The organism is Paenibacillus germinis (assembly GCF_013141785.1).
GTDB lineage: Bacteria > Bacillota > Bacilli > Paenibacillales > NBRC-103111 > Paenibacillus_E > Paenibacillus_E phytorum.
Genome location: NZ_WHOC01000190.1, coordinates 22,599 through 38,139, shown reverse-complemented (window position 1 = coordinate 38,139; position 15,541 = coordinate 22,599). Strand labels below are relative to the sequence as shown.

Sequence of the window (15,541 nt, the reverse complement as noted above, 5' to 3'; positions counted from 1 at the left end):
ATTCATGGTCTCCGAAAAAATCTTTCAACTTGCTTAGTGAACCATCTTTTCCTTCCTCACAAGCCTTGTATGTGGTGCTCGTTGCTGATGGCCTTATCGTACAAGGAGGAAGAGCTTGCTGCCAACCGGTCCATCTTGCGGTTGGTCTCTTTTCTTTACCAAAGAAGGAGTGACATTACTTTACGTTTGTTTATTTTCATTACGTTTAATCATGTCAAAGGAGGAGAATCGCGCTTTTGTGCAGGCTTTTTGTATTACTCTTGCTCCGTGATCCGCTCCCTGTATTCCGTAGGCGTCAGTCCGGTCAGCTTCAACCGGGCCAAAATCGTCTCCGTTCTGATCCCGATGGCATCCACTTTCTGCATAACTCTGCCCTTTTACTTTCTTTATTTCGCGCTTTTCCAACGATCATAAGCAGTCTGATAAATGTTGACCAGCTCATCGACGCCCATCTTTTTCATCGTAGCCACATATTCGTCCCATTTCTCTACTGGCTCTTGACCGACGATAATTTTCGCCTCCATCTGCTCTACGAATGTTCGAATGTCCACACTAATCGCATTAACCCGTTGAGCCTCCTCACTCTTGAAATAAGTAAGCGGGAATGCTTTCTGGGCATAAGGAAGATAGGGTTTAACCTGGTCATTCAATACAAAGCCTAACCAATCCGGCTTCAGAAACTTGCGTTCCAACGCTTCATTCGCGTAACCATACCCCAGATTTGAAACTTTATTGTTCTTGAAATCATTCTCCAGCATCCCTTGAGGTACCATATACTCGATATATTTGGGTTCGGTGTTTGACCACTTGTAGCTTTGCCCCTCTATGCCATACTGTGCCAACTTGTATCCATCCTCACTATACAAATAATCCAACCAGCGTATCGTCGCTTCAGGATGCTTATTCACACTGGTAATCGCAAAGTTCCCCCGCCGAATGACATCTTTTTCCGGAACGATTGGCTTGGGTAGCCCTTCGCTCACCAATGGCGGCATCTGAGGATTGTTTAGAATATTTGCCGGTGCAACCTGTTTGTCCTTCCCTCCAAAAACAGGCAAGCTGTTTCCCATCACTCCATACTTTCCGCTCTCTCCTTTTGCAATCATTTGCGGATTGCTTTGCGAGAAAATTTCATTATCAAGCAATTTCTCTCGATAAAGCTTCTGCATGAAGGCCAAATAATTTCTATACCCCGCTTGTGAAGGTACGAATCGGGCTTTATCGCCGGATACCTCGACCATGTCGGATAAATGTCCGAAATAGGATAACAGGATGGGACGCAAATAAGTAAGCTTATTGGTTCCTGTTAAAGGTATTTCATCCGCCTGGCCATTTCCGTTAGGGTCCTTTTCTTTGAAGTCTTTCAGCAGTTGATACAATTCCTCTGTAGTGGTCGGAAGCTTTGTAATATTGAGTTTTTTCAGCCATTCACCATTCATAAACAACCGGTAGAATCGATCTCTCGGATGGTCTGCAACTTGCGGCAGTGCATAAATATGCCCGTCCGGTGTTGTAATTGACTTTTTAATTTCAGGATTCTTCTTGAATATCTCTCTAATATTGGGCGCATATTTCTCGATTAAATCATCCAAAGGTATTAACAGGCCCTGAGAGCCATAATTCATTTCATTATTGGCATCCAACGCTCCCATGAAAAATAAATCAGGTAGCTCATTGCTGGCAAATGCCAGATTTTTACGTTCCTGATAGGAGGAACTGGGAATGGTCGTATATTCGAATTTCACATTCGTTTTTTCTTCCATGCCTTTGAAGAAGTAAAGGTCCTTCCAAGAACGCTGCATATCTTCCGGTCCCATCATTTTGAGTGTAATGGCGTTAGGTACAACCGGAAGCCCTGTGGAATTAAAATTAGCTGTGGCCCCCTTCTCAGATGGTTTGGGTTGCTTCTCTTCCGAGGTGGTACAACCTGTGAGGGACAGACTTGCAAGGATAACACTCATCGTACCGATTATTGTTTTATTGAACATTGTAGAACCTCCCTTTTTTTATACAATCAATTTCCTCTAACTGTCATTGCTTCAATGAACCGATCATAACCCCCTGCACGAAATGCTTTTGCACGAATGGAAAAACAATCAATAAAGGGAGCGCCGCAATAATCATCACTGCGTATTTGATCAACTCGGATATTCGGGTCTGCTCCGACATATCCATATTCAGATCGCTGCCAGTTGTTAGCATTTGTGCCGATATTTCCTGCTGCACCAATATTTCCCGCAGAAATAACTGCAGAGGATACAGCTCCCTATTGGACAAATAAATAAGCGCACTAAAGTATTGATTCCAATGCCCGACTCCATAGAATAAAGCCATTACCGCAATGAGCGCCTTGGATAAGGGGAGAATAATTTGCATAAACAGGCGAAAATCGGAACAACCATCCATTGCGGCTGCTTCCTCCATTTCCTGGGGCACATTCCCCTGAAAAAAGGTTCGCGACACCACAATATTAATCGCACTTGCCGCACTTGGCAAAATAAGCGCCCCATACGTATTTACAAGCCCTAGAGACTTCACCAGCAAATAAGTAGGGATCAAGCCTCCGCTAAAAAACATCGTGAATACAATAAACAACGTAAATATATTGCGTCCTGCCAGATTTCTTCGGGATAAAGCATAAGCGCAGGGGAGCGTCACCGCCAAGTTGATTACAACTCCACCAACCGTATAAAATATAGAATTCATATAGCCAGTCCAAATATCCGCATTACGAAACACCCGATCGTACCCCTCCAGGGTAAAGCCTTTGGGGAACAGCCACATTTGTCCCGAGTTGACATAAGTAGGGTCACTTACTGAAGCGCTAACAATATACAGAAGTGGATACAAGATGAGCGCGACGAGCAGTATGAGGAACGTGGTGTTCGCAACCTGAAATAACCGGTCTCCGGTAGATTGTCTTAACATAGTTCCATGCCCTCCCTGTTCATCGATACTGCCATCCTTTGTTGATTATTGCCTATGTGGCTTCTTATTACCATAAGCTGTTCCCGCTCTTTCTAGCCAATTGGTTGAATAGAAGCAATACGCTAAAATTAATCAGATTATTGAACAAACCGATCGCCGCTGTATAGCTGTACTGAGCTTGCAGTAGGCCATTACGGTAGACATGGGTTTGAATAACATCCGAGGCAATCATATTGAGTGGATTTTGCAGTAAATAAATTTTCTCAAAGCCCACGTTCATAAAACTCCCCAGATTTAAAATGAATAAGATGATAATCGTTGGCATAATGCCAGGTATATTGATGGCAAGAATGCGTTGAATCCTGCTGGCACCGTCGATCTGAGCGGCTTCATGCAATTCAGGGTTAATACCCGAAAGTGCAGCTAAGTAAATGATAGCTCCCCAACCCAGATTCTGCCATTCCCCCGAAAGCACAAAAATACTTTTGAACCAACCTGCCTCCGTCAAAAATGCAATAGGTTCACCACCAAAAGCACGAATGATCACATTGACAATTCCCGCTGTCGGGCTTAAGAACGATATGATCATGCCTGAGATCACGACAACTGAAATAAAATGCGGCGTATAGGTTACGAGCTGTACGAACCGTTTAAAGGCAGCATGCTTCAGCTCATGGATGGATAAAGCCACAATAATGGAAACAGGAAACAACACTAATTGGTACAAATTGATCAGTACCGTATTGCCAACAAGCTGCCAAAAATAGTAGGAGCGGAAGAAACGTTCGAAATGGTCGAAGCCTATCCACGGGCTTCCCCATATTCCTTTACTGGCTATATAGTTTTTGAAAGCAATTTGCACGCCATATATAGGAATGTAATGAAAAACTAAGAAATAAATAAAAGCAGGTAATAGAAAAAGGTATAATTGCCAGTTTTTACTTACTCTCCTTCGTATGAAATTTGAACTGACTACGATACCGTTCATTCCAATAACGGACTTGTTGCTTGCCATTTCGACTTCTCCCTTTCTTGTGGACTCTCGATCTAAGCCCAACTATAGGGGGCACCCGCTTCGGTGTAAATAAGTAGTTTCGAACGGAATAGGCGATTTTTTCCCACAACAAAAATCGCCTACTCCGCAATATCGGACTATGGGGTCCAATGCGAAGCAGGCGCTACAGTTTATCATTTACTTAAGGTATGTCCATCTTGCCATATGTTTTGCGATACTCGCCCGGCGTAATACCCTCCATGTTTTTAAATTTCTTAATAAAGTTAGACATATCCTGATAGCCGGTTTCCAGAATAATTTCTTTGATCGGCCTATCCGAGCTCACGATCACCTGCTTGACTGCTTCCACGCGAAGGCGCAATACATATTCGGTAAAAGAAATTCCGGTCTGTTCTCTCACAAATCGGCTTATATAGGAAGCAGAAAGTCCGAATTTCTGCGACAGCATGTCTAGGCTTAACTGGCTAGACCTGAAATTCAGAGTGATTTCTCCAACGATCCTCTCACATAAATCGGCTTGCTTATGATCTTTCTGGACTTCTACATGGTCGCAAATGCGAATCACCACTGCCCTGATTCGTTTGCGCAAATCATCCAGCGTCTGAAACTCCATCATGAGCCGTGTTTCCGGCCAATCAAAGCCAATCTTCATCGTTTGCATCTGTTTAAGCACCGTATTGACCATGTCGAAGCAGACGCAGCGGAGCAGGAGAACCGACTGCTCGGTTAATGCGATACTATCCAGCAGCCCTTCCAGGGTCTCCAGACAAACGGTTCGATCCCCTTGCTTCAAGCTTTGGTTAAATTTGACCTGCTCTCCCAGAGAGTAACTGTTCGTCTGATCTTGAATCTGCGAGATATCTTCAAAAAACAAAATACGTCCATTGTGGGATTGCAAGCGGTACTCCAGCATAGCCAAGCCTTCGATCAATGAACGATTTATCATGGACATCTCCCTACTAACCGTCCCCACTCCGATGAGGGGGCTTAATTGAAATTGCTCCCAAAGCCATTGTTGTACAATTTCAGCGGTTTGTTCACGGAATGCCCTTGTTAGTTGGGAGGTATCCTCTACCGATACGATCAGGGCAACAGCCTGTTCCTCCATAAGCTCAAGACCGAACCCCTTGCCCCCTTCAAAGTGGACCCGATGCAGCATTTGCAAGACAGCGTCGCGATTTTTCATATCGTCATGTACGAAATCCGAAATGCCTTCCTTCAAGGAAATGGCGATGATAAAGTAATATTCCCCTTGAAGCTCCCGAAAGTGCCTATCATACAACGGATCGCCATCAGCATTTGGCTCTAAACCACTGCCTTTCAACAGCCTTAAAAGCGCTTGCTCCTGCACTAAGGGTCTTTGGTGCTCCAGGTCGAATTCCAATCTTTTGGCATAATCGAACATATCATCAAACGTACTGCGAATCCAATCTAACTCATTCGGCTTACGTTCCTCCGTATGTTGGTTCTGCTCATGATTCCGCCGCAGACGCAAATGCTCCTCTAACGAACGAATAGGTCCAAATTGCTTGAAAGCGATAAACACAGCTATTGCTAGACCAACAAGTAGGACCGTTAACAGCAGGCTCCGGACTACAAACTTGTATTGGATAACACGCTGCCAGAACTGGTCTGTCGGCATCACGATCACATAGCTCCAGCCGGTAATTTCCGACTTTTCTCTCATGATCGAATAACGAGAGGAACCGATCTCGTTAACAATCGATTCCTTGGAAGAGGCTAACAAATTCCGAATTTCTTGCATATGAATTGAATTCAGTGTCCGTTCAGCAGCTAGAATATCGCCCTTATCGTTTAAAAGATACACATCTCCCTGAAAGTTGCCCAGCATATCCTTCATCGTATTCGTCAGCACGGATTCATCAATCAGGAATAATAATGTCGCATACGGGTTACTGCTGTTGGGCAGGACCGGAAATAAGTAAGTTAATAACCGCTTCTCCCTATCCCCTCGCAGTACAACAGGAGCTGCAGGTTTAAGCGTAATTTGCCTATTTGAATTCAGCTCCTGCTGGAAGCTGAGACCGTCCTGATCAGAAAAACGATACGTCTTTTTGGTTAAGACATCTAAGGAAACGACGCCTTCAGTCGAATAAATAAGCTCATCTCCGCGAAAATACAAAAGGAGCTCTTCCAGAATCGGGCTATTGGCCTTATACTTGGCAAGCTCCTTAACCGTTTCGGAGGCATAAAAGTCATTGACCTTGGCCATATAGGGAGAGAGGCGGTAATCGTTAGCCATTCTAGCCGCTAACTGGTTCATACCGAGGATTTGTTGATCTAATAAAGTGCGGACTTGATTCAACTTATAATGATTAGACATTTCGACCTCATTCTGGACAGTCTTGACCGCATTCGTATATATAAAAAAACCAAGTATCACAAAAGGTGTCGCAAAAACCAGCAAGTAGGATAGTACATATTTATGAAAAAGCGTTAAACGGATACGTGAAAAGCGATTCATCTGTAACACCTCTCATTCATGCATGTAAGAATCTACAGTATAAACGTAACAGCCTACTTTGCAAATAAGCGATATTTGCAAAGTAGGCTGTTTATGATAGAAGAGCTTACGATGGGGCGAGTCCTCATATCCTAACAGCGTTATCAAGGAACGATAGCACTATGCTCGAGAAGCAAAGCTTTAAGTGCTTCCAAAGGCACCTTCCTTAGCGACACATCCAATTTGGCAGCTAATGCCGCAGCAGCCCCGGCAACTTGGCCGGTAGCCATACAAGTAGCCTGAACCCGATAAGCAGAATTAGCCATCTGGTCTCCGGAAAGACAGCGTCCAGCCACAATCAGATGGTCACTGTTAACCGGTATTAATGCACCATAGGGAATTGTTGCGACGACTCCCTTATCCAAATAATGCTTAATAACAGTATTGTCGCTCGGATGGTGCAGATCGATTGGATAAAAGCTATAGCAGATTGCATCCGGCCAATGAAACCCAGAAACGTAAGAGGCCTCGTCTATCCTAGACTCTCCGATTATTCTCCAAGTCTCCCTGATGCCGCACTCGTTCGCAGCATAACGAACCGATAGATGCTCACAACCGGGTACCCGTCGCAGGAAACGGTAAATACGCAAGAGTGTCTGCCTTGCCGTAACTTCCGCTTCCGTCTTGGATTCCGAGGTGGAACCATCAATACCTGGAATATGCATACTGATTACCCCTGATCGCAGATCGTTATAAAAGGGTGGATTGCTTGCAGGGTGGTCGGTGACCCTTATGCTGCCTTCGGCTAATGCTTCATCGTACACCCGCTGTAGCTCGTCGGGATTGATACTCGAAAACTCGTATCCATCGATTTCGTTGATCAACGTTCCTGGCTGAAGTTTCTCACTTTTCTCTCGGGCATATCCCAACATTCCGCACAAATCGGCATCGCCCGTGGAATCGATGAGCTTGCGCGTTTTCAGCACCTGTATGCCCCCTTTACCTGCAACCGAAACAAGAAGCCGGTTGTCCTGCTCGTCAACAGAAACGGGCATTTCGTGCAATCTTAGCTCAACACCGGCCCGCAAAATAAACTCGTCCAATACTGCAGCGTATACAAAACGGTTGACCCTAATTTGTTGATGCCAATGCTTCTCCGGTATGGTCAAGAAATCCGGCAATAAGGCACCACCCAAACGAAAAGTCTCCATAATAATCTCCCAACCGATTCCATCAATGACCTGCTGTCCCCAAGCATGAAACAAGCCTGGGAAATTGACAGCACCCACGGTAATCGTTCCTCCAAGAATACCATTCTTCTCCACCAACGCAGTTCTTGCGCCTGCACGTGCCGCTTGAATGGCAGCTATGCAGCCAGCGGAACCACCGCCAACTACAATTACATCGTAATTACCGTCCATATATCATACCTCTTCCAATTAATTTATGGTTATACCATCTGGCACTCGCAAAGTCGACTGACCATTCTTATGCTCATAAGAGATCGTGCCGATAGCCACCCGAAAAGAAAGCTTTAACTCCTTGAGTGTATCCGGAATGCGGGGCTTGAAGGTGACTTTCTTCCAACCCGGTTCAGCCGGTTGAATCCCCGCGATATGCTCAATCAGGATTGGAATAGGAGCGCTCGCCCACGCATGACATAAACTTGTATTCCATTTCGCCTCCTTGGACCACGCCTCAAAGCAGGTTGTCGCCCCTTCCTTGACCATATTGTTCCATGAATGGATATCATCAGAACTGATCAGATCATAAATCAAAGCGTATTCCCCCGCTTCCGCAAGAGCTTGCAGAACGAAATAAGACATATAAACGCCACAGTTCAAACGCTTCGTGCGAATAAGTTCGATAACAGATTCTTTTCCTTCCTCAGGTACCAAACCGAACAGGAGCGGCAACACGTTCGAATGCAGTGCAGAATGGGACGATCCTACAGCGTCGGTGAACAACTGGCTGCTTTCATCGAAAAATGCCTTTCGAAAAGAATCTCGGAATCCGTCCAAATCATAAGAATCTCCTTCATCATCCGTGTGCTGAGCATTGACCATACAGCGCATTTCCGAAACCACTTTCATAGCACCATAATAAAACGCATTAATGACATTATGGCATCCTGTTCCTACAGGTTTTGTAAGCGGAAAATCATAGCCGTCTCGCATCCCTTCGGGCCAATCGACCAAGTTCCATTTGTCCGAAACGTTCTCAAGTAATCCGTCCTCGCGCCGATACAAGCGAAAATGCTCCAGCATGTTTACTGCTGTCGGAAGCATCTCTTTTAAAAATTGTATATCTCCGCTTTGCCGATAGTACTGCATCAGCTGCAGCGGCCATTGGAACGAAAAGTCAGCGATCTCCTGCATAAAGTGACCCGGAGCCACAGCCATGAGCCCTGGGCAAACGGAATCAGACAATCGTGCGAAATCCTGCAAAGCTTTGCGAAATAGCCGAAGATCTCCCGAAACATACGAATGGGCATGGGTAATAATCGTGTTATCGCCTAAATATTGCCCCTTTTCACGGGTCGGACAGTCCACGTAATGCTCCTGCGAGCCGAATTTCACCCCATTTCGGCATATGGACCATATTGCGTTCAGATTAGAGTCGGAAGATTCGAACAAGCTCGCTTCCTCATCTAGCGGGTAGTGTCTGACAACCGCTCGGAAACTGTCAATATCGATTTTCACGGTAGACGATGTTGCGAGAACCTCTACATACCGGAAAGCTTTGTAATCGAAAAACTCAGCCTCATCCATGCTTCCCGACAAAGTCCACAGCTCCCTATAAACACAGTTGCATCTCATCTCGTATCGGGTGCGGCCATCACTATTCAACTCTTCTCCGTACCGGATTTCTACAACATCACCTTCTCTGCCTTGGGCTTTAAGTCGAAGCTGACCTGTTAATTCATGTCCAAAATCAATGAAATAGCCGCCTTCCGGTAGGGCTGATATATGCTGAGGCTTGATCTCGTAAACGGAAACAGGAGGAGTCGGCTGAAGGAACAAGCTATACCCATGATCCTCCATTTCCTCGCAGGACTTCCATCCGGATAAATCGATACTGGCATTTCGCCAGTCCGGAACCTGCTCACGGCTGTCGATCCATTCCAAATATTGCGTGTTGTACCCGACGATGCCACCGCTGATGTATTCGTTGGCCTTGCGGGATAACCAGGTCTGGTCGCTCTTCACGATAAGCTTACCGTCCACTTCAAGTTCGGCAATCATTCCTTGCCGGTAATCTCCACTATTGTATGCACGGCAGACAAGACCCTGATAGTAAACATGAACGGCTATGACATTGGTCCCTTCTTTCAAGAAAGAAGCAACATCATATCTATTGTAATAGTAGTAATAATAGTTGCCTTGTGCAGGGCCTTGACCCACAAATCGGCCATTGATGTAAAGCTTGTAATAATCGTCAGCAGTTATATCGAGTAAAGCTTCCTTATAAGCATCCGTAAGAACAAACTCTTTACGTACCAACATATGAAAATTTTTCAATTCCTCGTCGTGATGATGTGGGGGAGCGGCATCCCCTTCTTTATGATATAAATTCAGCGGCAGTAATTCGGCAAAACGTGCTTCCTTTATCCAACTTCCATTCCATTTTTTATCCATGTACGTACTTCTCCCCCTATATTGACTTTGGATGTTTGCCCCCTGAGGATGAAGATTAGCCCCTCATTCATTGTATTTGAAAGCCCTTCATTTTTTCCATACACTAATGTAAACTGAACTATATACTTATTATCCCACAGGGCGAAGCCGGGTCTGCATGTTCGACCACGCCTCATTATGAAATGGGGGAGATCATTAATGTGTGCCTTTCCATTATGCGGTCATATACCAAGACTGACGTATTTCCGACATTTCGTGCACCGTGAGCAATTTTTTCAGTATGAGAGTATTCAGGACGAATGGCTCATTTTTGCTGTGGAAAACGGATCGTTATACTTTGAAATCGATGATCATCATGCAACCGCTTCTTTCGGAGATCTCGTTTTTTGTCCACCAGGTGTCGTATTTCGACGGGTCGTGATTTCACCCATCACGCTCTTTGTATTTCGGATGAGTTGGAGAGACGACGAAGGAAATGAGATTGATCTTGCGGAATTGGGTACCCTTCCAGTGGGAAAAGTCAGCTTGCGCAATACCGAAAGGCTGATTGGAGATTACGCAGCTCTGAAACCGTACAGTACCCAAGGAGAGCGATGGAGTATGGTCCTCAGAAGCCATTACCTGCATCATATATGGCTGTTATATTGTGAAGAGGCGGAGGAACTGTTGAACGAGGAACCCCATCGACCGGCAGACTCGATCATTCAACAGGCAACAAGGCTAATTCAGGTACAAGCATTTGAGCGATTTAGCCTGAATGCGATTGCCGCCTCTCTGGGGATTAGCCGTATGCAGCTGTGTAAAAAGTTTCACGCTGAATTAGGAACGACACCGATCAAGTATCTCACTTCCCTTCGTCTTGAAAAAGCCAAGACCCTGCTGACGGAAACGAATTTGACACTGGATCAAATCTCGGAATGCTGCGGTTATCAGAACGGGTTTTACTTAAGCCGAGTATTCAAAAACAATTGCCTCGTAACCCCAATGCAATACCGAAAAGCCCACCGCTTGTAGAGGAGGCCACTGAAGAACTTGTAGTTTTTCCGAGCATATAAGAGAAACGAATAAAAAGACGACCCTTTCCCCCATTTTTTGGGAGTGAGAGTCGTCTTTTTGTAATCCAAACAGGTCTACTGGATCCACTTTTTACTTCATCAGCTTCAATATTCGTTTTAGATTAACCGTGAAGGTTTTGGTGCAACTATAAAAACAGATCAAAGATAGTATCATATGCATAGCTTCGATTCCGGCAATTGTTTTCTCTGCAGTACTGAAAGATTTGTATCCCAGCATTGGTTTAATGACTTTCTTTATGAATCGATGATCTTGTTCAATAATATTGTTTAGATATTTTTGTTGTCGTAGTAATGATTCTTGATTCATAGCTTTCTCGTCCTTCAATTGCTGGACTGCGGTAGGATAAGCTGGGTTTTTATCGAATCATTAGTCGGTTTCAAATAGGGACGAATTCGTTTATCTAATTCTGGGCTAAATTGATGAACCCACCGCATAATGGTTGTATGAGCAGTGCCAAGACCCCGCTCTTTCATCATCTCCACGAGATCACGATAACTTAGGCTATATTTCAAATACCATCTTACCGTTAGCAAGATAACCTCTGATTCATACTACTTCCACTTAAACAAATTTAATACCGATTCCAAAGTAATTGCCCCATCTCATGACTTCATTTCGATCATGGTATCATGTATCGGAGCTTTGCACCACAACCCTTTAAAGGGTAAAGTTACCGAGTGGATTTGAACCACTTAGATTTGCGACTGTGAGGCGCACAAACAAACCGGAACCTCTTATTCGGAGTCCCGGTTTTATAAACACTAAACAACTTCACTTAAGCGCCCATCCCGAAACCGTACAATCCGCTTCGCCTGCTGCGCAATCAATAAGTCATGCGTAATCAAAATAATCGTCCGACCTTGTGCATTTAATCTCTTTAAAATGTTTAAAATCTCCACACCTGTCTTCGAATCTAACGCTCCCGTAGGTTCATCCGCCAAAATAATCGGAGGATCACCTGCCAACGTTCGCGCAATAGCTACGCGCTGCTGCTGCCCGCCAGATAACTCTGATGGAAAATGCTTCTTACGATCCAGTAAATCCACCGATTCCAATGCCTGTAGAACGTATGGCTCTCTATCCTTTTTCGTCATTCCCCGATAAATTAAAGGTAATTCCACATTCTCGTAAGCATTTAGTCTCGGAAGCAGATTGAAGCTTTGAAAGACAAATCCGATTTGTTGATTCCAAATCTCAGCAATCATAGATGCCTTTATCTACAATGTCCAAACACCGATGATGTTCATTAGTGTGGATTTGCCGGAACCTGACGGTCCCATGATGGCCACGAACTTCTCCTTGATCAATATCTACACTATACCTTTACGCCACCAGCGTGTAATATGCTCCATCATAGGATGATCGCCATTCACTCCTACATCTACCTGGATTTGTTCTCCACTTGAGACACGTGATCAAATACGATTGGGTCGCGCCAGGTGACGTTTTGCCCCAGACTCCTTCGATTATCGGATGCGGCAGACCTTCGCCAAGTTCTATCGCTTCAATGGTTTCCAGCACCCGTTCAGCTTCGCAGCCAAACAAAGCAATTCTGGTACCGACGATTCGAGCGTCGTCGCCGTCGATCGGAGTCACATAAAGCCCTTTTCCTTCGACCAACACGTCCACTGCTGCTCCGCATTCGGTAAACTCCAATGTCATTACGCCTGATTCCTCAACATAATTTGTCTGTACGGGCATCTCCATTTGACCGCCAACGATAACCCGAATCAACGGGATCATGTACGCTGCGGATTCGTAACGATTACCGGTTGAGGGATCGGTTAAACCAACCAACTTGCCTTTATCATTGATATGTATCATCAATTTTCCCGCATTAACACTTACATCGCAGACTTATCTCCCAAGATAAGCTTCTAACCTCTAAGTTGATCGCCAAATTATTTAATTCGCCACGGCGTAAAGCCGGAGCTCATTGCTTGGCAGTGACCAATCGCTTGATCCGCTGTACCGATACCTTTGCTCCATTCTAAGTGATAACGGAATTCGTAAAACCCTCCGAGTGTTGCTTTAAAATTCGTTTCCCAGTAATTGGTCATCGCCCAAGCGTACAGCTGTCTCTCGGTATCTTCCCGCTGCTGCGTATGCAGAAGTCTTTTGCCATGCTCCAAAGATCCTAACTGCATGAGCGGCGTATCCGGGGTAGCGATCATCAGCGAACGGTCTTCACTTACAAACGCAAGCCCCTCCTGAATGCAAGAAAAATCGAGCAGCGTTCCCGGCACCTGGTCGGTCCATGGACGCACGAGCGCACCGGGCTTATCAAGCCATAACGTTTCATTGTCTAAGCTTCCGTTCGTGAACGGCAGCGAAATATAGACGTTTTCCGGCTCCCATACGCTGTCTTTATGAAAGCGAACGGCGACATCGACCCGGTTAATCGTCGCATAAAGCTTTAAGAACAGCGAATAATAGCTCATCCCCGGCGTTTGAAACTGGAGCTCGACGACGCCGTACAACGGACCGCTCCCAACTGCTTTTGCCTTCACCAAACGTCCGGCCGAGCGCTTCACATTCAGCCCTTTCCGGTTGCGGCCCATCGAAGAACGGGCGGTATAAATGCTGCTCGGGTTGATCGGATCAACCGCCGGCGTCACCTCGTACACGGGAGTGAACGCTCCGTGCTTCCGGTCCTCACGGATCATCTCTTCCCCGGTTTCCTTGTTCACCCACGAGACGATCCCTTCGTCTTCGCTCCAACGGATGACCGCAAACGGTGATTCGATGGCATACTGCGAAATGACGAACATTTCAGGCTCTCCGCCGTGCGGGTGCATATCCTCGATGTCATTAACCGAGTCAACACCGACCAGCTTGAAGTTGCTCGTCGTTTTCGCTTTTGGAACTTTCGCCGTCCGGATGAAAAATTGTTTCTGCTCGCCCGGCTTTAAGTCCGCTTCGACCGTAACCGTCTGATAGCCTCGTTGAGAAGGGACGACATGCCCGCTGCTTTCTTCAACGACTTCCAATCCGTCTTTGAACCGTTCGTTCTCAAAGCCGTCCCACTCCAAATCGACAAGCTGCTTGGAAGGATGCAGTTCCGTGTTGACGACACGATAACGGAACGGGCGTCCCGGGTGCAACAGAGAGCCGTCCAAGGCGTTGCGTACTTTATCCAAAGCGCTGTGAGCCAGCCGGCTCGCGTTCGCCGCATAAGCCAGCTTGCGAACCTCAAGCATTTGGACGTTCCAATGCCAAGGCGAATGAACCGACGCATGGAATCCCCACGTATGCTCCGCATACATGATAAGCTGCTGCTCGATTTCGGACAGCTCCGCCGAGTCAACGATTTGCTTTTGCGGATCAAGCCGTTTGACTTTGCGCAGCGTGCGCTGTGCATCCTTGTAAATTTGCGTCTGCATAGGTGTGGATCCTATCCCGTCCGACCACCAATCCGGCCAATCTCCCCGATAAACAGGAATGTCGGCTTCTTGCTCTTTCAGATGCCGGAAAAATTCGCTTAACGTTGACAGCTCGATACGAACCTCGTCCCCGTTATCCGCATTCCATTTCCGAATCACTTCCGCAATCTCCCCGTTAGGCGAACCATTATCTGTAGCCAGCCCTTGTACCATGACAGGGACAAAATCATATGGATATTGCTCCTCCTCCAACTTGTTTAAATAACGTTCGATTCGAGTGGTCATGATTTCGAAGCGGTTGTCTACAATCCCCGGCGTATGAAACTCATCACGGATCAAGTAACTGTTGACCGCATCCGGGCACAACCCTAATTCGTTGCCAAACATGTAGTGATCCCCGTTCCAAACGAGCAGCTTGTCGCCGCTTGGCGTCTCCCACCAGAACGGAATTTGCTTGCGGCCAAGCGCAAACATCCCGTGATGCGTATGAATACACGAAAAAAGGTGCTGAATACCCGCTTCCGCCAAGCTTTGCGCATATCCCCAGCTGTATCCGTTAATATCCGCCGTCATCGCCGAATCGACCGGGCAACCGATCGAACGCCCGTATTCGGCCGCTTTCGAGTGCATGGATCTCAGAAGGTCGTAATCGGGCAGCTCGGTCATGTTGAGATACGTTCCCGACAATTCAATATCGCCTCGCCGCACAGCTTCCGCAAAATCGTTTTTCTCTTCCACGCTTGCTTCCTTCAAAAACTGCTCGACTGCCCAAAACGTCTCGCAAGTCCATTTGAAGCCGCTCCACTCGCTGCGCGTTCCTGTTAGGGCATCCTTCGAAATTTGCAGCGCTTGTCGTATAAAATCTACATGGTACTGCTCGATCCGTTCTTGTCTCTCCGTATAGCCAATGTCCGTATGGGAATGGTGAATGACGAAAAATCGCCATTTCCGGTTTGTATTGATCATAATGTTCAGCTCTCCCTTACCTATGAATGATATGAAAACCAGTTTACCTCAATGGGCAAAAGAACGGGTT

Annotated in this window: 9 protein-coding genes and 2 pseudogenes; 1 reads left to right on the top strand and 10 read right to left on the bottom strand. The window is 46.0% G+C overall.

Going from position 1 to position 15,541, the window contains the following annotated elements:
* Nucleotides 1–386 precede the first annotated feature (386 nt).
* From GC102_RS37130 to GC102_RS37105, 6 genes are all read right to left on the bottom strand, one after another.
* The gene (locus GC102_RS37130) at nt 387–1,988 is read right to left on the bottom strand and encodes an extracellular solute-binding protein (protein WP_171693961.1); all 1,602 of its coding nucleotides are present in this window, start codon (nt 1,986–1,988) and stop codon (nt 387–389) included.
* A 43-nt stretch (nt 1,989–2,031) separates the two neighbouring features.
* Complete coding sequence (locus tag GC102_RS37125) at nt 2,032–2,928, bottom strand: carbohydrate ABC transporter permease (protein WP_171693960.1); 897 nt, start codon at nt 2,926–2,928, stop codon at nt 2,032–2,034.
* Nucleotides 2,929–2,995: 67 nt separating this feature from the next.
* Nucleotides 2,996–3,916, bottom strand: a complete 921-nt coding sequence (locus tag GC102_RS37120; protein WP_246321341.1) for an ABC transporter permease — start codon at nt 3,914–3,916, stop codon at nt 2,996–2,998.
* A 208-nt stretch (nt 3,917–4,124) separates the two neighbouring features.
* Nucleotides 4,125–6,428: an AraC family transcriptional regulator gene (locus GC102_RS37115; RefSeq protein ID WP_171693958.1), complete on the bottom strand. Its 2,304-nt coding sequence runs from the start codon at nt 6,426–6,428 to the stop codon at nt 4,125–4,127.
* 143 nt (nt 6,429–6,571) lie between these two features.
* A complete protein-coding gene (locus tag GC102_RS37110; protein ID WP_171693957.1) occupies nt 6,572–7,828 on the bottom strand; it encodes an FAD-dependent oxidoreductase in 1,257 nt (418 codons plus the stop codon).
* 18 nt (nt 7,829–7,846) lie between these two features.
* Nucleotides 7,847–10,045: a family 78 glycoside hydrolase catalytic domain gene (locus GC102_RS37105; RefSeq protein WP_171693956.1), complete on the bottom strand. Its 2,199-nt coding sequence runs from the start codon at nt 10,043–10,045 to the stop codon at nt 7,847–7,849.
* A 198-nt stretch (nt 10,046–10,243) separates the two neighbouring features.
* Here GC102_RS37105 and GC102_RS37100 point away from each other — a divergent pair, with 198 nt between their 5' ends.
* Nucleotides 10,244–11,059, top strand: coding sequence for a helix-turn-helix transcriptional regulator (locus GC102_RS37100; RefSeq protein ID WP_171693955.1), 816 nt, complete (start codon nt 10,244–10,246; stop codon nt 11,057–11,059).
* A gap of 210 nt (nt 11,060–11,269) precedes the next feature.
* Here the strand turns inward: GC102_RS37100 and GC102_RS37095 are convergent.
* The 4 genes and pseudogenes from GC102_RS37095 to GC102_RS37080 all read right to left on the bottom strand — a co-directional run.
* Nucleotides 11,270–11,658: pseudogene (locus tag GC102_RS37095) on the bottom strand (IS6 family transposase); the annotation flags it as partial.
* Nucleotides 11,659–11,883: 225 nt separating this feature from the next.
* Nucleotides 11,884–12,411 (bottom strand): annotated as a pseudogene (locus GC102_RS37090) (ABC transporter ATP-binding protein).
* Between the two features lie 34 nt (nt 12,412–12,445).
* A complete protein-coding gene (locus tag GC102_RS37085; protein ID WP_171693954.1) occupies nt 12,446–12,946 on the bottom strand; it encodes a hypothetical protein in 501 nt (166 codons plus the stop codon).
* Between the two features lie 77 nt (nt 12,947–13,023).
* A complete protein-coding gene (locus GC102_RS37080; RefSeq protein ID WP_171693953.1) occupies nt 13,024–15,471 on the bottom strand; it encodes a glycoside hydrolase family 38 N-terminal domain-containing protein in 2,448 nt (815 codons plus the stop codon).
* Between the last annotated feature and the right edge of the window lie 70 nt (nt 15,472–15,541).